This window comes from uncultured Tateyamaria sp. (genome assembly GCF_947504105.1).
Lineage (GTDB): Bacteria > Pseudomonadota > Alphaproteobacteria > Rhodobacterales > Rhodobacteraceae > Tateyamaria.
Genome location: NZ_CANNGP010000004.1, coordinates 108,932 through 130,464, shown reverse-complemented (window position 1 = coordinate 130,464; position 21,533 = coordinate 108,932). Strand labels below are relative to the sequence as shown.

General features: G+C 59.3%; 21 protein-coding genes. 6 read left to right on the top strand and 15 right to left on the bottom strand.

Translation table 11 applies throughout. The features are described 5' to 3' along the window. The first annotated feature begins 185 nt into the window (after positions 1-185). Positions 186-878: a thioredoxin family protein gene (locus tag Q1A75_RS04375; protein WP_299549455.1), complete on the top strand. Its 693-nt coding sequence runs from the start codon at positions 186-188 to the stop codon at positions 876-878. 7 nt (positions 879-885) lie between these two features. Here the strand turns inward: Q1A75_RS04375 and Q1A75_RS04370 are convergent, their stop codons facing one another. From Q1A75_RS04370 to purB, 6 genes are all read right to left on the bottom strand, one after another. After that, the gene (locus Q1A75_RS04370) at positions 886-1,782 is read right to left on the bottom strand and encodes a lysophospholipid acyltransferase family protein (protein ID WP_299549452.1); all 897 of its coding nucleotides are present in this window, start codon (positions 1,780-1,782) and stop codon (positions 886-888) included. Between the two features lie 25 nt (positions 1,783-1,807). Next, the gene (locus Q1A75_RS04365) at positions 1,808-2,671 is read right to left on the bottom strand and encodes a DMT family transporter (protein ID WP_299549451.1); all 864 of its coding nucleotides are present in this window, start codon (positions 2,669-2,671) and stop codon (positions 1,808-1,810) included. 104 nt (positions 2,672-2,775) lie between these two features. Further along, entirely contained in the window at positions 2,776-3,852 is a 1,077-nt protein-coding gene (locus Q1A75_RS04360) for a FliG C-terminal domain-containing protein (protein ID WP_299549450.1), read from the bottom strand. 71 nt (positions 3,853-3,923) lie between these two features. Continuing rightward, positions 3,924-4,529 (bottom strand): hypothetical protein, encoded by a 606-nt coding sequence (locus tag Q1A75_RS04355; RefSeq protein WP_299549449.1) that lies wholly within the window; start codon positions 4,527-4,529, stop codon positions 3,924-3,926. Between the two features lie 86 nt (positions 4,530-4,615). Beyond that, positions 4,616-4,780: a hypothetical protein gene (locus Q1A75_RS04350; protein WP_299549447.1), complete on the bottom strand. Its 165-nt coding sequence runs from the start codon at positions 4,778-4,780 to the stop codon at positions 4,616-4,618. A 149-nt stretch (positions 4,781-4,929) separates the two neighbouring features. Continuing rightward, on the bottom strand, positions 4,930-6,237 hold the full coding sequence (purB, locus tag Q1A75_RS04345) for an adenylosuccinate lyase (RefSeq protein WP_299549445.1): 1,308 nt from the start codon (positions 6,235-6,237) through the stop codon (positions 4,930-4,932). Positions 6,238-6,318: 81 nt separating this feature from the next. On the opposite strand from purB, the gene Q1A75_RS04340 reads away from it, so the two are divergent. The 3 genes from Q1A75_RS04340 to Q1A75_RS04330 all read left to right on the top strand — a co-directional run bounded on the left by Q1A75_RS04340 (position 6,319) and on the right by Q1A75_RS04330 (position 7,739). Continuing rightward, a complete protein-coding gene (locus tag Q1A75_RS04340) occupies positions 6,319-6,651 on the top strand; it encodes a hypothetical protein (RefSeq protein ID WP_299549442.1) in 333 nt (110 codons plus the stop codon). Beyond that, positions 6,641-7,048 (top strand): DUF6314 family protein, encoded by a 408-nt coding sequence (locus Q1A75_RS04335; RefSeq protein ID WP_299549439.1) that lies wholly within the window; start codon positions 6,641-6,643, stop codon positions 7,046-7,048. Before Q1A75_RS04340 ends, Q1A75_RS04335 begins: the two co-directional genes overlap by 11 nt. A gap of 91 nt (positions 7,049-7,139) precedes the next feature. Continuing rightward, positions 7,140-7,739 carry a biotin transporter BioY gene (locus tag Q1A75_RS04330; protein WP_299549436.1) on the top strand — a complete coding sequence of 200 codons (600 nt, stop codon included), beginning with the start codon at positions 7,140-7,142 and terminating at the stop codon, positions 7,737-7,739. 95 nt (positions 7,740-7,834) lie between these two features. On the opposite strand, the gene Q1A75_RS04325 is transcribed toward Q1A75_RS04330, so the two are convergent. From Q1A75_RS04325 to Q1A75_RS04305, 5 genes are all read right to left on the bottom strand, one after another. Then, complete coding sequence (locus Q1A75_RS04325) at positions 7,835-9,070, bottom strand: bifunctional alpha/beta hydrolase/OsmC family protein (protein ID WP_299549434.1); 1,236 nt, start codon at positions 9,068-9,070, stop codon at positions 7,835-7,837. Between the two features lie 176 nt (positions 9,071-9,246). Continuing rightward, positions 9,247-10,554, bottom strand: coding sequence for a tryptophan 7-halogenase (locus tag Q1A75_RS04320; protein ID WP_299549432.1), 1,308 nt, complete (start codon positions 10,552-10,554; stop codon positions 9,247-9,249). A 2-nt stretch (positions 10,555-10,556) separates the two neighbouring features. Next, positions 10,557-12,698, bottom strand: a complete 2,142-nt coding sequence (lodA, locus tag Q1A75_RS04315; RefSeq protein ID WP_299639005.1) for a CTQ-dependent lysine 6-oxidase LodA — start codon at positions 12,696-12,698, stop codon at positions 10,557-10,559. After that, entirely contained in the window at positions 12,699-13,775 is a 1,077-nt protein-coding gene (locus Q1A75_RS04310) for a tryptophan 7-halogenase (protein WP_299549428.1), read from the bottom strand. It lies immediately after the preceding gene. Further along, positions 13,775-15,724: a LodA/GoxA family CTQ-dependent oxidase gene (locus Q1A75_RS04305; protein WP_299549427.1), complete on the bottom strand. Its 1,950-nt coding sequence runs from the start codon at positions 15,722-15,724 to the stop codon at positions 13,775-13,777. The genes Q1A75_RS04310 and Q1A75_RS04305 overlap by 1 nt, the downstream gene beginning before the upstream one ends. 355 nt (positions 15,725-16,079) lie before the next feature. Here Q1A75_RS04305 and Q1A75_RS04300 point away from each other — a divergent pair, with 355 nt between their 5' ends. Beyond that, entirely contained in the window at positions 16,080-16,925 is an 846-nt protein-coding gene (locus tag Q1A75_RS04300) for a penicillin-binding transpeptidase domain-containing protein (protein WP_299549424.1), read from the top strand. Positions 16,926-17,040: 115 nt separating this feature from the next. Here the strand turns inward: Q1A75_RS04300 and dddP are convergent, their stop codons facing one another. Beyond that, positions 17,041-18,381, bottom strand: a complete 1,341-nt coding sequence (gene dddP / locus Q1A75_RS04295) for a dimethylsulfonioproprionate lyase DddP (protein WP_299549421.1) — start codon at positions 18,379-18,381, stop codon at positions 17,041-17,043. Positions 18,382-18,502: 121 nt separating this feature from the next. Between dddP and Q1A75_RS04290 the strand changes: the two genes are divergently transcribed. Further along, the gene (locus tag Q1A75_RS04290) at positions 18,503-19,249 is read left to right on the top strand and encodes a DUF3445 domain-containing protein (RefSeq protein WP_299549418.1); all 747 of its coding nucleotides are present in this window, start codon (positions 18,503-18,505) and stop codon (positions 19,247-19,249) included. A 25-nt stretch (positions 19,250-19,274) separates the two neighbouring features. On the opposite strand, the gene Q1A75_RS04285 is transcribed toward Q1A75_RS04290, so the two are convergent. From Q1A75_RS04285 to Q1A75_RS04275, 3 genes are all read right to left on the bottom strand, one after another. After that, positions 19,275-19,718: a glyoxalase superfamily protein gene (locus Q1A75_RS04285; protein WP_299591846.1), complete on the bottom strand. Its 444-nt coding sequence runs from the start codon at positions 19,716-19,718 to the stop codon at positions 19,275-19,277. A gap of 213 nt (positions 19,719-19,931) precedes the next feature. Further along, positions 19,932-20,390 carry a hypothetical protein gene (locus Q1A75_RS04280; RefSeq protein ID WP_299591848.1) on the bottom strand — a complete coding sequence of 153 codons (459 nt, stop codon included), beginning with the start codon at positions 20,388-20,390 and terminating at the stop codon, positions 19,932-19,934. Next, complete coding sequence (locus Q1A75_RS04275; RefSeq protein WP_299549602.1) at positions 20,371-21,132, bottom strand: lytic transglycosylase domain-containing protein; 762 nt, start codon at positions 21,130-21,132, stop codon at positions 20,371-20,373. Before Q1A75_RS04275 ends, Q1A75_RS04280 begins: the two co-directional genes overlap by 20 nt. Positions 21,133-21,533 lie beyond the last annotated feature (401 nt).

Sequence of the window (21,533 nt, the reverse complement as noted above, 5' to 3'; positions counted from 1 at the left end):
TTGCGATCAACTGCATTTGAGCGCTGTGCGACGATTTTGTATACCTTTGCATACAGTTTTCGTGCGCAATGTTGTGATCCGACTGTCACATACGCTCAACAAACCTTGATTGGCGATTTGGGAAAGTCTTTCATAATTAAGCGGTACAGGACAAAATCGAACCAGACAGGTAGTGCGCCCCCTTGATGCATCGTTTCATCCCCATTGCCTTTGCGGCATTTGCAAGCTTGGTCAGCCCCGCTGTCGCACAGTCGCCCGTGGTGGTCGAACTGTTTACCTCGCAAGGGTGTTCGTCGTGCCCACCGGCGGACAAGCTTATGCATGAACTGGCCAAACGGGATGACGTGATCGCCCTGGCGCTGCACGTGGATTACTGGGATTACATTGGCTGGAAAGACGAGTTCGCGGACCCTGCCTATGCCAAGCGGCAGCGCGGTTATGCGGTCGAGGCCGGACGCCGGTCCGTCTATACGCCGCAGATGATCATAAATGGGCAGACCGACATCGTTGGTGCACGCCCCATGGAATTGTCGCGTTTGATTATGGAATATGCGGAAAAGTCTACGCCCGTTTCATTGGAAGTTACCCGCGATGGCGAAAGCGTGCAGATTGTCGCCCAGAGTAGCGCGTCAAACGGTCCGCTGGTGGTGCAAATGCTGCGCTACACGCGCGAGCGGACGGCGCGCATTACGCGCGGCGAAAACGCGGGCCACACCATATCCTATGCCAATGTCACGGAGGATTGGAAAATCCTGCAGGAGTGGGATGGCATCACAGACCTGAAGATCAAAGCGGATGCGCCCGGTGAAAAGCCGTTGGTTGTCATGGTTCAGAAGGGGCTGAGTGGTCCCATTCTGGCGGCGGCTCAACTTAGGTAGTCACGGGTCAGCGGGCTTTGACGCGCCAGCGGCGTGCAACCCAAAGCCATTGTTCTGGATTCGCCTGGATCCGGGAACTGATACTGTCATTCATGGCCTGCGTCATTGTCAGCGGATCGGAGTGGGGGATCGGTGCTTCCATGACGCAATCGAAATTCAGCCCATCAGCAATCCGAATCCCGTAGAATGGGATCAGCACCGCATTGTAGCGCAGGGCCAGTTCGGCGGCCGAAATCGCTGTGTGGGCCGGGTGCCCGAGAAACTTCAGCACAGGTGCCTGAAATACGTGTTGATCGAACAGCAGGACGAGTTGACCGCCTGCCTTCAGGTGACGCACAAAGCCTGCCGTGCCTTTGCGCCCTTGCGGAAACACCGGCCCACCAAACGCCTGCATGGTGCGCACGTAGTGGGTGTTGAAATAGGGGTTCGACATGTCGCGGTAGAGCCCGCCCACCTTGAACCCGCGCCCTACAAGGGCGGCGCGCAGTGCTTCGTAATTCCCGAAATGCCCTGTCACGAGAATGACCGGTTGTCCGTTCGCGGCTGCCTGGACCATCGCTTCATATCCGGGGCCGTCGATGGTTGCTTCCTTTTGACGGTCCAGCAGGATGCGCGTCGAATAGTTTTCGATCAGGGTGCGCCCAACATTTCCAAGGCTGTCGCGTGCGATGCGCTGGTGTTCGGCGTGCGGCAGATGCGGCATTGCAAAAGCAACATGTTCGACTGCGCGGCGTTGAAACCCTGCCGCAGGCCCAACAATGCGCGACATGATCCAGCCCATGAAGGGCACCCGCATCCTGTAGGGCAGCGCAAGCGCCGCACCGATACAGGCTCGCGCAACCCCGTTGGTGGCGAGATAGGCGAGCTTGATGCGCCAGGGCAGGTCTTCGGGATCGTATCGCATACCGGTCCGTGTTCTGGGCGCGCCGTCAATTGGCCCGCGTTTCCCGATGCCAGACATAAATCCCGGCCCCCGCGATCACAAGCGCGCCGATGAGTGTCGGGGTGTCGGGCCATTCGTCGAACAAAAGCAGGCCCCAGATGACTGCCGTAATCAGCCCTACGTAGTTGAACGGTGCCAGCAGCCCCGCCTCGGCCGGCGAAAGGGCGCGGATCAGCATCAATTGCCCCAACGTGCCAAACACACCGATCATCCCAAGCAGCGCCATCGACGGAAATGTCAGTGGTGGCATGTGAAAAGGAACGAGGCTGGTAACAATGAGCGACCCGATGAGCCCGGTGTAGAACAGCGATGTCCAGACGTCTTCATCCGCGCCGACACGGCGGGTGATCAGCGTGTAGCTGGCAAAGCATAAGGCCGCGACAAGCGGCAACAGTACCGCAGGTTGGAACACCTCCGTCCCGGGGCGGATGATGATCAGCGCGCCCAAAAGCGCCGCGACGATTGCGCCTATGCGACGCAATCCCAACCTTTCACCAAGAAACAGGGTACCGCCCAAAGTGATCAGGACCGGATTCAGGGCCATAACTGCAGTTGCTTCGGCCAGGCCGATACGACCCAGCGCCAAAAAGAAAAAGAAGGTGGCAAGCATCAAAAGAACAGAGCGCGCGATCTGTAATTTGGGATATTTGCTGCGCACAACGTTTCGCAACCTGGGTGCAACAAGGAGCAGTACGATCAGCATCTGGCCTGCATAGCGCGCCCACAAGGCGGGGATTGTGCCAGTCGTAGGTGATACTGCCTTGACCGCGACGTCCATTACGCCAAAGCAGAAAATGGCCGCGATGGTCAGTAGAATGGCGCGCGATGGGTTGCTTGGATGATCGGACATCCGTGCCGCTTACGCGGTGCCATGACCTGTGTCGAGAGCAGCAGTTTGGTCCTCGTTCCGTGGGCTGTGCCGTGGGGCAGAGACCACGCATCTGGATCGAAGGTTTACTCTTCTTCCTCCGTGATCAGCATCAGGTCTCCGCTCGCTTCCATGTCACGGATGGCTTTGACAACGTTACCCATCGCCTCTTCGACATCCGCAGGTTTTGGCGTGTCGGCCTCCTGCACCTCTTCGCGCACCTGATCAGCCATGCGTGCTGATATGTTGTTCAGCACGAATTCGACAGATGCGTCGAGCCCCATGGCCGGTGCCCCGGCAAAGGCGATAACAAGATCCTCCTGTTCCACATTCCGCAGGATTCTCGGCACGTCGCGCGGGGCAATGCGGGTCGAGATATTCGCGAAGGTGAAGATTGCCTTGCGCACCGCCGTTGCGAAACCTTCATCCGTCTCTTCAAGCCCGGCAAGCATCTCGTCGCGGGTTGTCGAGGTCGAGGAGTTCAGGATCGCACCAACACGCTCGACCGGTCCATTGTCAAAGGCACGTAGGGGTTGTGCATCCATCTGGCTGGCCAATGACAGGCCAATCCGTTCCACGGCCTCTGGCGTGACCGCACCCGTCTGCGATACGGCATAGGTGATCTGCCGGGCGCGTGGACCAGGCAGCAAGCCCAAAAGTTCGGCTGCCTTGCTTACGTCCAGCTTTGACAGCATAACAGCCGCGATCTCCACCGCCTCTTCCTCGAGCACCGGCAACAAGGTGTCGGGTCCCATTTCGCGGATGCGCTGCCAAGGATCGCCACCGCGTTTCACACCCGCCTCTTTCCGCAGACGTGCCGCCGTCTGTGCGCTGATCTTGCCATCAAGCGCATCCAGCGCCCCGGCCATGCTGCCTGGAAGGCTAAGCCCGATGCGCTCAACATCCTCCGCAAATTCGGCAGCTACAATCTGCAACGTGTCCCGATCGACCACCCGCATGGAGCCCATCGCCTTGGTCAGGTGGGCCTGCAGGTCTTCCGGCAATTCTTCGAGAGGGATATCCGCACCTTCGTTCAGAAGCAGGCGCACGACGATGGCAGCCTTAGCCCGACGAGACAGTGACGGCGTTTTGCGGGTGGAAGAAAAGCCGCCACCCTGCTGCACTGGGGCAGGGGTGGCGGACACGGGTACCAGATCGGTCATGTCCTGCCTCGAAGCGATTTAACACCGTTCTGGCAGGCAAAGGTTGAGAATCTCTCAACCGTAATCCGAGATCAATAGTTGTAGGTGGTTCCGCTTTCGATGGCGTTGCGCAGACTTTCCTCGGCCCACGTGCCCGCACCACCACGCGCCTGAATCTCGCGCAATTGGGTCAGGGCGGCGACCTTGTCCCCTGCGACCACTTTGCCTTGTCCCATATACGACCGGGCAAGGATGTTGTCGGGGTTCGCATCGATGGCCTGCTGGTAATAGACATTGGCCAGCTCAAGTTCGCCCTGCTTGCGCGCCGTGAAGCCGCGATAGGTCAGTACGCGGTCTTCCGCTTGATCGGGCATCTGGTCTAGCACGGTGATCGCGTCCTCGTACCGGCCTGCATAGGCAAGCTCGCGCACGGCTTTATAGAGCGTGTCAGCATCCAGATGGGATGTCTTGTCGGGGCGTACGCATTTCTGGATTGTCGCATCCCACACACCGTTCACAGGCTGTGAAAACCGGACATAGGCCTTTTTCTCTGGATCCCATTGACGGGCCTGCAGGCAATTTTGGGTGGTCTCCGTCTTCTTCGGTTTTGCATTGTCGTCACCGCCGGCGGCAAAGCTGCTGGTGGGCAGGGCCAAAGGCAGGGCAATGGCCGTGGTCAGGATCAGGGTGCGCAGCATGGGAAGTCTCCGTATTGGGTGCGTCGGGTTTGATGCAGAGACAACCCGGCGCCTCCGATTTTTATGCGATCACGAAATCGTGAGCGTTATCCGGTCGTGGCCACGCAGCGGTTGCTGTCGGCGTCATAGATGGTGCCAGCAGCGCAGGACATCGCCTGTTGGTCGTGTTTGCCATAGTTGCAGCCCATGGCGAGGGTGAGCGTCGGGGCGAGGGTGAACGCCAGTGCCACCACAAGGGTTTTGGTCTTCATCTGTCCTCTCCTTTGTCTTTGGTGGACAAAGGGTAGGGCACAGATGCCATTCCGCAAAATAAAAACAAAGTAAGGCGCATCCTGATGCGCCTTATTGCATGCTGTGTGATCAAAAATGAGTAAGGCGGACGTGTCGTCCGCCCTGCAGGTCAACCTTCGGCAAACACCCGGGCAAAGATCGTGTCGACATGCTTGGTGTGATAGCCAAGGTCGAATTTCTCTTCGATCTCTTCCTTGCTCAGTGCGGCGGTCACGTCCGCATCGCCCAGCAGTTCCTCTTTGAAATCTGTGCGATGTTCCCAGACCTTCAACGCGTTGCGCTGCACAAGGGTATAGGCATCCTCGCGGCTGACACCGGCTTGGGTCAGGGCCAGCAGCACGCGCTGGCTCATCATCAGGCCGGGGAATTTGTTCATGTTGTCCAGCATGTTCTCGGGGAAGATCAGCATCTTGTCGACAACGCTGGTCAGACGGGCAAGGGCGAAGTCGAGCGTGATCGTGGCATCCGGCCCGATCATGCGCTCGACCGAGGAGTGGCTGATGTCCCGCTCGTGCCAAAGGGCCACGTTTTCCATCGCCGGGATCACGGCAGAGCGGACCATGCGGGCGAGGCCCGTCAGGTTTTCCGTCAGAACCGGGTTCTTCTTGTGCGGCATCGCCGACGAGCCCTTTTGGCCCATCGAGAAGAACTCGGCCCCTTCCAGCACCTCGGTCCGCTGCATATGGCGGATTTCGACGGCAACGTTTTCGATGGAGGAGGCAACGACGCCCAAAGTTGCGAAGAACGCGGCGTGGCGGTCGCGGGGGATGACCTGCGTGCTGATCGGTTCTGGGACGAGACCCAGCTTGTCGCACACATGTTCTTCGACGGCAGGGTCGATATTGGCAAAGGTGCCGACGGCACCGCTGATGGCGCCCGTTGCAATCTCGGCCCGCGCGTCGCGCATGCGGCTGAGGTTGCGGTCCATCTCGGCATAGAAGCGGGCAAAGGTCAGGCCCATTGTCGTCGGTTCGGCGTGGATGCCGTGGCTGCGTCCGATGCGTGGCGTGTCCTTGTGCTCGAACGCGCGGCGTTTGAGGGCGGCGAGCAACCCTTCGAGATCGGCAATCAGGATGTCGGCGGCGCGGGTGAGCTGCACGTTGAAGCAGGTGTCGAGCACGTCTGAGCTGGTCATGCCCTGGTGCACAAAACGCGCCTTGTCGCTGCCCACATGTTCGGCCAGATGCGTGAGGAAGGCGATGACGTCATGCTTGGTCACCGCTTCGATCTCGTCAATGCGGGCGACGTCGAACTCAACATCCTTGGCTTTCCACACGGCGTCCGCGTTTTCGCGGGGGATCACACCCAGATCGGCCATCGCGTCACAGGCGTGGGCCTCGATCTCGTACCAGATGCGGAACTTGGTGGCCGGGTCCCAGATCGCAACCATGTCGGGGCGGGAATAACGTGGGATCATGGGGCACCTTTTTGTGACTGTCGGATATCGTGCCGCGTCCTTAGACTGAGGCCCGACGAACGACAAGACGAAGGCCCCCATATGAGACGCTTTGCCCTGATCTTGACCCTGATGGGCAGCCCTGCTGCTGCCGAGGATTGGGAGGCTATGACGGGCGAGCAGATTCGCGACGCCCTGACCGGGCGCATGCTGGCCTATCCTGACACCACGCAGGATTTTCGCATGTCGGGTCGAACCCTTTATATCTACAAGGGGCGTGAAAGCTGGGGCTATTGGCGCATCGAAGATGATCAGTACTGCAGTCAATGGCCGCCGAATGACATGTGGGCGTGCTACACGATGGATCGCAAGGGGGATAGGTTGCGCTTTGTGGGGCAGGGCGGAGACATCACAGAAGCCAGCTATGCAGACTGATCGTACGTTGGCAGATTTTGCCGGCGAGTGGGCCATCGAACGCACGATCACGCACACGGTCGGGCCTGCGGCCCGCTTTGAGGGAACGGCCCGCTGGGTGCCTGTATCAGATGGGTTGGACTATTTCGAAAGAGGTGTCTTGCAGATGGAAGGTGCGGCCCCGATGCAGGCGGAGCGCAAGTACCACTGGACACAGGATCTGTTCGTGTTCTTTGACGATGGCCGTTTCTTTCACAGGGTGCCGTGCTCGGGCGGCCGCACCGAGCACTTTTGTGATCCGGACACTTATGTCGGAACCTATGACTTTACGGCCTGGCCTTCATTCAATGTGACGTGGGACGTGAGTGGACCGCGCAAGGGCTATTTGAGCGTGACCCGATATAGCCGCATGGGCTGATGTGATCGCAAACATCCGCTTTGCACTTGCAGAAACCGCGACCCCTTGGCACAACACGCCCACTTCTTTTTGACCTGACAGGTGAGGCCTCATGGAATCGACGTGGAATAACAAGGTGCTGAGCGATATGCTTGGCGCAACAGAGGGTACGGCGCTGCGCGTCAAGCAAGTTGCCCTGGTGGTGTTGGGCATTGCCTTTCTTGCAGTTGCAGCAAAAATCAAGGTGCCAATGTGGCCCGTTCCGATCACGATGGGGACCTTTGTCGTTCTGACCATTGGTGCGGCCTATGGCGCGCGCCTGGGTCTGGTCACGATCATTGGCTACATGATTGTCGGCGCGCTTGGCTTTGACGTCTTTGCCGGATCGTCGGCAGAGAAATTTGGCCTGACCTACATGATGGGCGGCACAGGCGGCTACCTGGTTGGATATGTGATGGCGACCGTTGCGCTGGGCGCACTGGCCCAACGCGGCTGGGACCGGTCGGTGCTGTGGATGGCGCTGGCGATGCTGATCGGCAACGTGCTGATCTATGTGCCCGGTCTGGCGTGGCTGGGGCAGCTTTATGGCTGGGACAAGCCGATCCTCGCGTGGGGTCTGACACCGTTCCTGATCGGTGATGCGCTGAAGCTGGCACTGGCCGCTCTGGTTCTGCCGGCGGCATGGAAACTGGTGGGCCGCGCACGCGGCTGATCCTTCCCTTGATCCAAATGAGAGGCGCGGTCCCTGAAGGGGCCGCGCCTCATTTCATTCTTGGGGTCAAGTTGCCGATCTGAGCCCGTAAAGTCTCAGGTGATCTCCAAGACCTCACCCACGGGCGCGAGTTCAGTCAAAACCTTAGAGGTTCGCTCTAACGTTCTGTGAACAGGGCATTTATCCGCGATTTCGAGTAGTCGTTGCCGCTGTGCATCGTCCAGGCGACCGGTCAGGCTGATCCGACGCTTCCATTCATCGATCTTGTCGCCTGAACCTGTTCCTGCGTCCTGCGCATGCACTTTGTTGTGGCTGACATCGACATGAACATGATCCAGCGGCCATTCCTTGCGGCGCGCATACATGCGGATGGTCATGGATGTACAGGCCGCCAGACCGGCCGACAGCAGGCCATAGGGCGACAGGCCCTGATTGGTGCCGCCATAGGCGCGGGGTTCATCCGCGAGGATGTGGTGGCGCGTTCCGTGGGTGATGTCCTGTAGGAACCCCTTTGGATCGGCTTCCGAGCTGCGCACGATGCCTTCGGGTGCGCCGATGGGCGGGGCGGGTGGCTTGAGCTGCAGGTACTTCTTGGCCCATGTGGAGATGATGTCAGCCGCGTATTCGGCGTGTTCTGCCTTGGTCACCAAGTGATCTGCATCGTCCAGGGTGACGAAGCTTTTGGGATGTTTGGCAGCGAGGAAAATCTCGCTCGCGTTGTCGATGCTGACGATCGTGTCGCGCGGGGCGTGCAGAACCAGTAGAGCGGCGTTGAGCCGTGCGATGGCAGGCTGCAGGGCTTCGTCGGTCACGTCCTCGACAAAGCCTTTGCCGATGCGGAAGGGACGGCCACCCAGGTTCACCTCGGCTTCCCCTTGCGCGATGATCTCGGGCAGGGCGTCAGAGAAATTGTGCGTCACGTGTTTGGGGTCAAAAGGCGCACCAAGGGTTGCGACAGCTTTGATCTGATCCAGCCGCGCGGTTGCCTTGAGCACGGCAGCGCCGCCAAGAGAATGGCCGATCATCAGGGTGGGTGGCAAGCCTCGCGCCTCGAGATATGCGACGGCTTGCACAAGGTCTTCGACATTCGAGGTGAAGGAGGTGTTGGCAAACTCTCCGTCGCTGTGGCCCAAACCGGTAAAATCAAAGCGCAGCACGGCGATGCCCATCGTGGTCAACCGCGCCGAAATCCGGCGCGCGGCCGGGATATCCTTGCCGCAGGTAAAACAGTGAGCAAAGACGGCTGTGGCCAGATGCAGCCCATCGGGCATGTCGAGCCGGGCGTCGAGGGTTCCGGCATGACCGGGGAATGTGATGCGTTCAGTGGGCATGTGCTGTCTCCTTGACAGGGAGAATGGGGCAGGATGCCTTTGAAAAGAAGGGGCGTGACATAGTTCTCACGCACAGGTGTTGCCGTGACATATGGCGTGCCATCTGGAACCCGAGCCGCGCGGGTGAGAAGCTGCGTGCAAACGGGAACGGACAAATGGGGTTTGCCGGGATAATGTCAGGCTGACGGGGCTGTATCAGCAACGATTGTCAGGTCTTCGATGGCAAGCAGCAGTCGTTCGTCCGGGATGTCGGGAAAGGTCTGGCGGGCCTGTCTGACAAGATCAAGCTGTGATGTCGGCCGTTGCGCTTCGCCTGCAATCCAGCGGGCAACATGGCCCGGCACAAAAAGCGAGGTATCCCCATTGGGAGCGGCGCAAACTCTTGCACCGGGCCCTCTGGTCACCTGCGCAGAGCGGAAGCGCCAGAACGGTGCGTCCGCCCACCTGTCTTCGGTCCTGTAGGTTCGCCAATGTGTTTTCAGATACGCCGCGTGATCCTGCGCCACACCGTCCAGATAGGCGGGTTTCAATGCGCCGGTTCCAAAGAGCCAGTCGGCGGCTACGCGGGCTGCCTGGATGCCGCTGCTGATCGCGTTGGGTATGCCGGAGGACGATAGCGGGTCACGCGCGGCGATGGCATCCCCTGCGGCCACCATGGGAGTGTTTGGATCTCCGCGGCTCAGCAGGCTGGAGAAGGCGGGCAGGGTTTCGAGCTGTGATAGCTGTGTCTGACCCGCTTTGATCAGCGGCTTGATATGCTGTGTTTGTGACAGGTGGTCTGCCCACACCTGCGGGTCCGACAGTCGCAAGGCATGTATGCGTTCGGCGTCCGAGAACAGGCACAGAATGGTGTCCCCAGTGGGCAGGGGGGCAGCATACCACCAGCCATCTTCGAAGGCTTCGACGCGTGTCATCTGTCGGGCATCGTCCGCGCGTGGCCAGCGTGTGCTGATGGCCATCAGCGTGTCGTTGCGTTGTCGATGCGCCCCGTCCCGCAGTGAAAGTCGCGATGTTCGCCCAGCTGCATCGATCACGTAACGCGCGGTCATGACACGATCGCCCAAATCCAGGTGCCAGACTGCACCATCGTGGTGGCAGGCCATGACGCTTGTTTCGGTTTGTAGCGGCACACCCCGCCGCTCTACCTCGTCCGCCATCATTTGTTCAAAACGCTGGCGGTCGAGCGCCCAGCCTGCGCCGTGCAGCGTCAGGATAAAGTCCATGGTGCCAAGCGTGTCGTTGCCCCACGCCGCCTCGCTTCCTAGCAAGCTGAGTCTCTGTTCCTGTTCGAACCGGTCCCACAGGTCGAGATATTGCAGCAACCCACGGACGCCCGGTGACAGGGATTCGCCGACTTTCGGCTGTGCATAGGCACCCCGTTCAAGGACGGTGACAGAGATGTCGCTGCGCTTGCACAGCGTCAGTGCGGCGGCGGTGCCCGCAGGTCCGCCGCCGATGATCGCAACATCGACATGCTGATCCACAATCAGCCCTTGGCCGCAGTGGAAGCCGCAGCCGCCGCTGACGCGATTTCGGTAATGTGCGCCTGCGCCAGTTGTCCGAAGTTCCGTTCGGTTTCAACGATATAGGGAACCTCTTCGGTGCCGCGGTTCAGCAGGAAGCCCAGCATGAACCACGAGTCGATCATCTTTTGTGCGGAATCGATGCCGCGTTGGAATTCGACATTCTGGCCCTGTGGCACGATGGTCTGCCCGTCAATGTCGCTGACAAAGGCGTCGAGCACCTGATCCTGCGGCAATTGCGTGCCGGTGGTCACATTGAACGGGCTTTGTGGCGGCCACCAGTAGACATAGAAGGCCGGTGGCACCTCGATCCCCGATCCGTCTGCCAGTTGGTTGACGTGGATGTTGGTCAGGTTCGGGGTCTGGACCGTGCATTCATGGAAATCGGCCATCCATGGGATCGCCATGCGCTTGGTCAGATCGCCGGGTTCACAGCCGCCGCCCGCGCATTCGTTGTGATCAACGCTCAGGCCCTCTTTTTCGTAGTGCTTTGTCATCTTGGCATAGCCGCGCTTGTAATGGGCGAGCTTGAGATGCAGGGGGGCGTCATAGATGGCTGCGCTGCGTACACTCCACGTCACTTCGATCCCGGGGCTGAACGGGGCACCCACGCAGTTGCTGGCGTCCACCCGGTCCATATGGTCGGTCAGTGACAGCGGATCGGGTTTATCAGTTGTGAAACGTCCGCAGGCCCATTGGTACAGGCAGAAATACTGCGTCGGAGACAGGGTTTCGAACTTGTAGATCGGGCCGGTATTGGTGACCGAGTTGTCGCCCGAGTTCAGGGGCATCATGGGCAGGCCCGATAATGTGTCGGGGTCGTTGTCCTTGAGTGCATAAAGCTGGCCGGGGCCTTTGGACATGGTGGTGTAGAACTCGGCATAGTCCTTGGGCAGAAGGGGCATGCGGAACAGTTCGAAATAACGCATGCGGTGATCGGCGTTGGTGTCGCTGGCATCCCGCATATCGAATTTCGGATTGGCGAAATCATCCATGGTGGGGACGTTGGCCACGTATTTGTAGAGGCCCATGCGGTCGACGATGGGCTGCACATCCCGTTCGAAGTTCACGACATAGTCCGGGTTGAAGCCTTGCAGGGGTGTATAGCCATTGCGTGGGTCGTGGGGCCAATCCGAGGAGGTATCCCCACCGGGGAAGATATCAGGCCGCGCATTGCGTTTGCGGATGGCCACGTCGTCCATCGTGTCAGCCAGCGTCGTGATGTTCACGATTTCGGGCGCGTATTTCGGGCTGCCCACGACCAGCCAGGCCGATGATGTGTCGTGCACCGTGCCATCGGCCATGGTGACGCGGGCAAAGACATAACCATCCGCGATGTCGTCCCAATAGCCTGCGGCCCCACGGAAGCTGGAGATTTCTGCGCTGCCCGTGACGCGACCAAAGCCACCCAATGCAATCAAGCTGCCCTGCGCATCCATCTTCAACTCGCCCAGCGTGTCAATCTGCTGACCACCATTTGATGGGTCGGGGAAGGACCCGTGCTTGTAGTCTTCAGGGATATTGTAGCGCGAGAAATCTATGCTGGTTTGCGGGGTTGAGATGTGGCGAGGGCCGGGGTCGATGATCAGCTTTTGCCGCTTTTTCCTGCTGGTCACATCAGGGTTGTTCCACGAGACGTGGTTGTTGTCGTAGCTGTCGCTTTCGCCGAATTCGAGGTCACCCAGAAGTTCAGAGAACGTGTACCAGATCGGCTTCTTGTTCGCGACATGGGCCACCCATTCGATCTTGTCGATCTCTGCGTCGTCCAATGACACCTTACGTTCAGCTCCATCGTCATCCTTTTGAAAAACATGGAATTTCGCGGCTTGCCGCTTGATCGCGCCGGTTGCGTCCTTGAACACGGTGACAGGCCCGGCGTCCGGCGTTTCATTGCCCCATTCATCGCAGGCAACGGGCAGGCCACCGGTTTCGGTCGGCGACAGATAAAAGTCCGTCAAGCTGTTCCCAAGCCGTGCAACGCCAATGCGGGGGTGAATCTCAAATGTGGGCAACTGCGTTCCTCCCAGAAATATGGAATGATCTGAATAACCATTCGTGAATGCGGCACCTGAATAGGGCCAGCTTGCATATGCGGCAGATTCCACTCAAGCGGGAACTGCCGATGTTTTGCTCTTTTCCAGACCGGCCCGTGCGTGGTGTCGCCAAAACGGCGTGTCAAAGGGTAAAGCGGCGTATTGCAGATGGGTTGTGGCATGCGTGCGTTCGACCGTCCGGGTCAGCAGGGCATCGTATACTTTGGGGGCCTCTGCATCGCCCGAAACCGCATCTGCGGCAGCATTGCCCGCAAAGAAACCTGCGGATAACGCATTGAAAAGGCCTTGGGATGTGATGGGGTCAAAGGCGGCTGGAGCATCGCCCGTTGCAAGCCATCCGGGGCCAGAGGTGTGATCCAGAACCGCGCTGCGGCAATCCATTGACCAGGGCGGAGTGGCTATTCCGTTAAGCGATACAAGCGACAGTGTGTCCTTCACGTTGTCCAGGAAGGCGGTCGGTCTGGCACTGATGCGTTTGGCGGTGGCGGCGTCTGTGACAAACCCAACAGTTCCGCCGGTTTTGTGCGGAACCGTGTACCACCATCCATTCGGCGCGGCTTCGGCCTGCATTGTTGCATGTTGCGGCGCGCCTGTTTGCCAAAGAACAGCGACCAGTGCGGGCCCGTGTAAAACAGTGGCCTGCTGACGTCTGGCGATATGGGCCGGGCGACCCGTTGCGTCAATCACGTAGTCTGCATGCTGTGTTTCCGTGCCTGTGGGTGTTCTCACCATCACACGCCACCCCGTGTCAGATGGGTGGCTTTGGGCGACGCGCGCCTTGTGCAGTGTCACGCCCAGATCAAGCGCCCGTTCCCGCATTGCATTGGCGAGCGCGCGGCGGTCGATACCCCAGCCGTGCAGGCCGAGACTGGGATGTGTACCGTGGGACTGCAGGCCAGCGGCACCCCAATGGCTGACAACATCGCTGATCAACAGCGCATCGTTCAGAACGTGGCCCAAGCCCAAACGCTGGACAATCTGCGCCGCGCCGTGGGCCAGCAGTTCGCCGCGTGTTTCGGCTGTTTTTCCTGATGGATCGACAACGGTGACGGGCACCTTGCGTTCCGCAAGCGCAATAGCAGCGGCAAGCCCCGCGGGCCCGCCACCGGCAATCAGAACATTGGCCACTAAACCTCGCCGCGTCCAAACCGTTCGAAGGTTTGTTCCTCTTTGGCATCGTCAGCGCCCGGAGTTGCACCCAATGGCCCAGCGGCCTTGTCCTCTTGCGTCTGCAGTGCCACGACATCCTGCGCCAGCTTCAGGCTCGGATCACCTTTGCTGAAACTGGGGGCGCGTCCGGTCTCGACAAAGCAGGGGGCAGGCAGGCCCGAGCCTTCGGGCGGTGTATGGGCTTCGACCAGACCGGTCATCCACCATTTGTGCACAATGTTGTCGATGCGTTCCGCATAGCCTGTACCTTGCAAATCGCGCAGCCAGAAGCGACGGTTGCTGAAGTGGCGCTGTACCTGAAGCGGGGCAAGGTCCGGAGTGGTGGCAATAGCGTAGGCTTCGATCAGCAGCACTTGGTTCGGCACGCGCGCGCCCCAAAAACTGGGCGAGCTGAGGTACAGGCTAGGCGTGTAGACAAGGCCCGAATTGCACGATGCCTCGTCCGTCTGCCATGGCACCCCCATCCAGCGCGTCAGACTGCCTGCGCCGGTTGGTCCCCAAGGGCCATCCGGTGCCAGCGCCTGTTCACGGCTGAGCGTCACGCCGTAGTTCTGGCGCACCGACTCACCCTCGGGCAGGGGGCGCAACCGATAGGGCCTGTCCGGATCCCACATTGAGGCGAGGCGCATGGGCCAGGTCAGTTCGATGCCCGGGTGAAACGGGCCACCCAGACATTCGTGCAACGCAGCGCGATCCAGTTCGCGGGGCTGATCCGCGACGGCGATGTCGTCAAAGTCCGGGATTGTGGGGATACCATCCCAGTCGGCTTCAAAGTCGCCATTCGCCCAGTTTTCGAGGTGCTGATACTGGGTCTTGGTCAGGAACAGGTCCTCCCGCGCGGGATTAACCAACTCCCCCTCGCGTGGACCATCAAGATACCGATCCCCGTATGTGTCCCCATAGAATGGGGGCACGGCTGCATGATTCAGGGCCTCTGTCTTGCTGTTGCGGAACAGATTGAATACGGCCTGCCTGTAGGCGGCGCTGGCGTCCGAAGGGTCCCCCATCTGCGCAATGATCGCCGGGTCGCGTGCATCCAGCGGTGTCCCTTGACCAGCAAGAAGCAAGATGCCGTCGCACACCCATTGATGCCCGGTCATCCTGTCGAAGATGGGCCAGATGTCGCGGGTGAAGCTGGTGTGTTCCGGGGCGTCCAGAATGCCAAGCCCGAAGAACAGACCGCGTACTACGTCGTCCATCGTCACGACGCCGAACAGGCCGGGCCCAAAGTTCGGCGGCGCGACGATCACGTGCGCAGGCTGTGCTTCGATGTCACGGCCGCCGATGGTGACCATGGCACGAACCGGTCCGTCACATGTGTCGTCATGCCAACCATCATTGTTGGCAAATGTCGTCGGTGCTGTGCCCGGCACCAACGGTTCGGACTTGCCATGCCCGCCAAAAAACAGAAGCCGCCCGCTGTCATCGGTGCGTAACTCGCCGAGATACACGGGCTTGCCGAAAAAGGTGCCGTCGTCGAAAGCGTCCGATGTTTTGTTGGTGCCGCTGATGTCGCGCATGCTGGGCCGTATGCTCAGACGCTCTCGATCATCACCATTGAAGTCAGCGTTGCGTTTGGGCGGCTCAAACACCTGGTCGGGGGGCAGGTCCATTGCGTGCTGGAATTCGTACCAACCGGCCTTGAGGTTCGCCACCTCGACCCGCCAGTTGATCTTGACTTCGGACGCCGTGATTTCGCGCACCTCCCCGGATTTGAGCGTCGCGTATACGCGGAAGCGCGCCACTTGACGTTTGAGGTGACCATGGGCGCCGCGAAAACCATCTGTGTCTTTCGGTGTTTCCCCGATCACCTCGGGGGCAAGGAAATATGCGTCTTTCGCATTCCCGACACGGGCGACACCGATTGCCGGGTGGATTGCGATGCTTTCAATATCAGCGGCGTTCATATGGCCCTCAAAAACAACTTTTTGCTCATGCGTGAGCTGAAAGTGCGAGTTCAACAAAAAATAGAATCGATTGATATATTCACGTTATGCGAGAAATTTGGATCAGCATATAGTTTTCATGCCCGCGCCGGGGAAAGAGGACAAACAGACACTGGCCGACACTGGTCATGATCACATTATGGGCGCTGCATATATTGAAATAGCTCAAAAAAAAGGGCCGAGAAACGCAGCGCGGCGGAAACATGCACATCCTTTTTGTTGGGCTGGAGAGGTGCGTTGGACCGGGCTAGTGCTGGCGCATGGGGCGCATTCCATCCCCGCCGATTCACATTTTTCGTCGAAGGAAGATATACATATGCCAATCTGTTTTTCTGTGCGGGCGGGTTTCGCTGCGCTTTTTACTGGGATCTTTGCCCTCTCGGCCAATGCCGACAGCCTGCTTGATCGAAGCCCGTTCGCTGACCGGATTGGTGAAAGAGAGTCCAGTTTTCTCGCGCTTGACCTCGCGACGGGCCAGCGCTGCATTCTTGAGGGGAGTGATCTGGAAACGCGACACGCGCCATGGTCTACCTTCAAGATTCCTAACACGCTGATCGCATTGGATACTGGCGTGGCGGACAACATTGACGCCTGGCGCGACTGGAACAGCGATTTGCGCCCGGCCCAAGGCTATTGGCCTGACGCCTGGAGGCAGGGACAGACCCTTGGAACGGCGTTCCAACGCTCCGCTGTCTGGTATTTCCAAGACATCGCATTGGAGGTCGGCACGTCCCGATATCGTGAAACGCTGGGTGCATGGGACTATGGCAACGCAGAGGTGCCTGACGGCAGCGACAGTTTCTGGCTTAGTGGCCCACTCAAACTCTCTGTGACGGAACAAGTGCGCTTTCTCGAACGCTTGCTCGGACATGAGCTGGACGTTGATAGGGCATCTCTTGCTGACCTGATGGAAATAGCCAAGGCTGGACCCATTGGCACCGCGACGTTGTATGGAAAGACGGGGTCCGGGCCCGCGAGGACCGGAGTGCTGTCCCGTGCGTTCGAGGGTTGGTACGCGGGCTGGCTGATGCGCGACGATGCGGTTTCAGTCGTTTTTGCGCATCATGCGTTTGGTGAAAGCTTTACAGCGATCCGAACGTTCCGCCGTGACTTTGCCGAAACCCTTTTGACTGCCTGCGGATTTACAGGGGATCCATCCTAACGCCCGTCCGCAAGATCTTAAGTCCCCGGCACCCATAGTGAACGATGCGCAATGCACGTCATCTAAGGGCCGTCGGGGGCAGTTGTTTCAAACGCATGCGCTTCCGTTTCGAGGCTCATACCCCCATCAGTGCCGGATCAAACTCATATCCGATCAGGTTCTCGAACCCGTCTTCGGTTACCAGCACCTGGTCCTCCAACTTGATGGTAAAGTCTCCGCCAACTTCGCCCACGGCGGCCTCGACACACAGCACCATGCCGGGTTCCAGCGCGTAGTCAAAGGCACCAGCCACCGCCTTGTCTGGATAGACCACCAGTGGCCACTCGTCGCACAGGCCAACACCGTGCATGAGACAGCCGTATTTCTGCGCCTGAAACTTGTCGTCAAGCACGTGGGTATTGGCCGTCAGCTCAGGGATCATCACGCCGGGTTTGATCATCTCCATGTTCTGCATGATGTGTTCATGGGCGTGCTGCATGGCATAGACCATGTCCGGGCGCGGCTTCTGGTCCCCGATCCACCAACTGCGCGAGATGTCGACGCAGATGCCGTATGATCCGACAAGGTCGGTGTCGAACGAAATGATCTCGTTTTGCTGACAGATGCGGGGCCCGCATTCCTGAAACCACGGGTTTGTGCGGGGTCCGGACGACAGGAGCCGCGTTTCGATCCATTCGCCGCCGTGCCGGATATTCTCGGCGTGCAGCACGGCCCAGATATCGTCCTCGCACGTTGCCCCGTCGCCCACATTGGTCCGTGCGAAATCCTCCATCGCCTTGATGGATGCCTCACAGGCGTTCACGGCGCAGCGCATGGCCTTGATTTCATCGGGCCCCTTGATCGAACGGGATTTTTCGGTGACTTCCTCACCGTCCATGACAGTGAACCCCTGCGCCTCAAGCGCGTGCAGCCCATGAACCATGGGCTTATCGACGGCCAGCCGTGTATGGCCGGGCGCATGCTCAGTGCAGATTTCACGCACGGCATTGGCAAAAGCATCTGCCGCAACATCAATCTTGTCACCCCGGTCGAAATAAAACAGGTCGGCCCCGTGCCGGACCTCTTTGACCAGCGGATTGAAGGAGGACAGGAAGGGCGCGTTCTTGTAATCCCAGATCACCATATACCCATCAGCGCACAGCAGAACGGCCCGGAACGGGTTGTGCGTGTTCCAAAGCTGCATGTTGGTCGAGTCGGTGGCGTAGCGGATGTTGAGCGGGTCAAACATCAAAAGGCCAGCATAGCCGCGATCAACGATGTGCTGGGTCAGCCTGCGCCAGCGGTATTCGCGCATGTTGGCGAGGTTTGGCAGTTGCAGGCCAGCGGCCTCCCATTCAGCAAAGGCAAGTTGCGTTGGGCCGATTTCAATGCGGTTGGCATCATTCGGTGTGCCATCGCCCAACGCGGCGCCACGATTGGGATCGATTTTGCGTGTGTCACGGTAATGCTGGTTCATGGTGCGTCCTTCCCTGGGGGCAGGGTGCCGTGGATTCGCGCGGTGTAGTTGCCCGTTTCCGACAGGCATCCGGCGTTTTTTTGCTGTGGCGTGTTGATCGAACCCCGTGCAAATGTGCGCCATGACCGTGATTTTGCAGCGTGAATTGCCCAAAGACATGCGCGTCAGCCGCGCCTTGCCGGGTATCCAGCCCGAGGGCGGGCCATGGTTGCGCGTTGATGATGCCTATGCCGAACAGATGGCGCGGCGCGAGACCTTGTTGGTGGAACGCCCGGCGGATGTTTTGTACCTAGACCCGTTGGCGCGGGATGCTGCAACGGAATTGCTGAATGCAGTGCTCGACATCCTGCCTGCGCAGGGGTTTCAGCGGGATGGCAATGACGTCACCTGTCCGGATGGGCGCATTGTATCGCTGGATCTTTCCGCGCCGATGAGGACATTGGGGCGGCTGTGCCAGAACGACTTTGTATTGATGCAGAAGCGTGGCGACGAACATGTGTTGACTGGCGCTGTGTTGTGTTTTCCGGCCTCGTGGCGACTGAGCGAGAAAGCTGGCCGGCCTCTGGTCGACATTCACATACCCGTCTCGGAATACACCGGTGACCTTGCACGCCGCGTGCAGCGCCTGTTTGACGGGATTCAGGTCGGGCGTCCGCTGTGGCGGTTCAACCAGCTTTGGTATCAGGACCCTGAACTGTTCCAGCCCCGGTCTCAGTCAGAACCGCGCGGGGTGGGGGCGGGCCTGACCGAGGGGCCATATTATAGGAGCGAGCGGCAGACGCTGCTGCGCCTGCCGCAAAGCCGTGCGGTGGTGTTTGCCATTCACACCTATGTGCTGGTGCGCGAAGACGTGTCAGGGTTGAGCTAGGCGGGCCAAGGACCGCCTTACCCAATCATCTGCCGGACCAGGCATCGTGTATCACCACATGCGGTTGCCCATTGGATGTTGTTCGCAACGTGCGCCCGCGCTGATCCACGACACAGTTCACCTGCTTGCGCCACGCCGAGAAGTGCCGCGACGCGACAACGTCAATCGCATCGTCAAAGCGCAGGGTCAGGGCGTGGCGCCCATTCGGCATGAGCCGCGCGGATTTCACGAAACCTGCAAAGCGGTGCCCCAGGTAGCGACCGGACACGCGTTGTCCGGGATGATACCCGTGTTGGCTGTCGTCCTGCGCCCGTGCGTGCAAGGTGTTCCAATCGCGCGCACCCCATTGCCGCGCCACCGTTTCCAGTGCCTGGGCATGGGTGCAAGGGGTGCCAGCTTCGTTCAGGGCCGCACGCAATCGCTTTGCCTGCGCCTTGAGCGCTGCGCGTGAGGGAAGGGGAATATCCATATCCATATCCGTCTCCGTGTTCCGGTCGCGTGATCTGGGCTATCGGGTCTCCGCATTGCCGTGCCTGCGACCAAAATTGGGGTCGGATCGCCAGACTTCACCAAGATGCGGAGGGCAGGGGTCTGGTCCCTATGCTGATGCGACTTAGGGGCACGGTATCGGTTTGGCAAGTGTTGAACGGAGTGTGGCGTTTGGGATCATCCCGCTTCTGCGTCACCCGCTGTGCCTTTTTTGGGCCAGGAAGCGCCGGGCGCGGGCAACAGGATCACCAAAATACTGGTCCGGCCCTAGCATCTTGCGCGCGTTGAGCGCAGCAGTATCAAGCAGATCGAACCGAACCGCCTCGATGGTGCCTGACCAACCGGGTGTGTGGCCGTTCCATGCCTTGCGAAACCAGTCCAACAGCCTGTCTCGGGCCACGTAACCGCGGTAGTCGAAGGCGATGGCGCCGTCGGTCAGATAGATGTGATTGCCGGGATAGGGGCCGTTCGGCACGATGCGTTCAGCGCAAAAGCCCCGCCGTGGTGGATCAAGCAGATAGGTTCCCGCCAGAATATGGCAGGCACCGTATCCGAAAAATGCCCGGTCAGGCAGGGACCAGCGCAGTTTGGGGTTTTTCTTGGTGCCAGGTTTCGGGTGAAACACAGTCCATTCACCCGTCGATGCGGGCACCCATGATCGCGATGGCCTGCTGATAGACCGTTGCTGCGTTCCACTGTTTGATGACGGCGAAGTTTGGCTGTCCTTGCTGGTACCCCTGACCCGTTTTCCAACCTTTCTGTCTGAGAAAGTTGGCGGTCGAGGCCAAGGCATCGGTTTGGTTGTACAGATCGATGCGCCCATCGCCATTTGCATCAACACCGTATTTCAGCGCATTGCCGGGCAAGAACTGAGTATGCCCCAACTCACCGTGTTTCGCCCCTTTGGTCGCGCCGGTGATCGACCCTTGATCCACCAGCTTCAACGCGCCAATGGCGTGCGGTTCGAAAAAATCTGAACGACGGCAATCATAGGTCAGCGTCAAAATGGCTGACACGACCGAGCTGTCGCCCATAAACCCGCCAAAAGCCGTCTCCATCCCGTGGATGGCAATCAATACACCGGAAGGAACGCCGTATTGCTGTTCGAGTGCTGCATAGAAATCAGGGTTGCGGGCTTTGCGCTTGCGTCCTTGCGCAACGATTGTATCCGCGCCACGGACCTGCATAAACTTGTCAAGCGAGTAGCGGAACGATTTTTGATTGCGATCTGCGGCGATCGTACGTGTCGCATACTGCGCATTTGCGAGGGCTTGCAGCCCCGACGATCTCACACCTGCTTGCCGCGCATCATTCGCAAAGCCGGTCTTCCATGTTTCGAAGCCTGCTGAACTGTTTCCACACTGGGCCAACGCCATTCCTGTGCCTGCTGTCATGATAAGTCCGGCGGCAAATAGGCTGCGCGCGCGCTGTTTGAAATACATGTTAGCTCTCCTGCAAAACACGTGCAGGGTAACCTGCACGCGCTTGGTTCTCAAAATCAACATTCTTGGCTGTTTAGGCGATGTGCGTCAGGATCAGGTGCAGCCCCATAATAGCAGATGCTGCAATACAGACGCGGAAGCAAAACTGTGTTGTAATCATAATATGGTCACCTGGTTAAAATAGCTCTGTAATGCTGCAATAATCTTTACTGCTAGTAGCGGATGCAAGTCAGGAATTCAGGACCTTGGACCGTCTGAGAGATCATATAAGCAAGTCATCGCCGGTCTCGGGGGGGCTGTGTCACGTGGTGGGTCGACCGTCGCGCAGCCTTGACGCGCCACGTGAGTTTTAT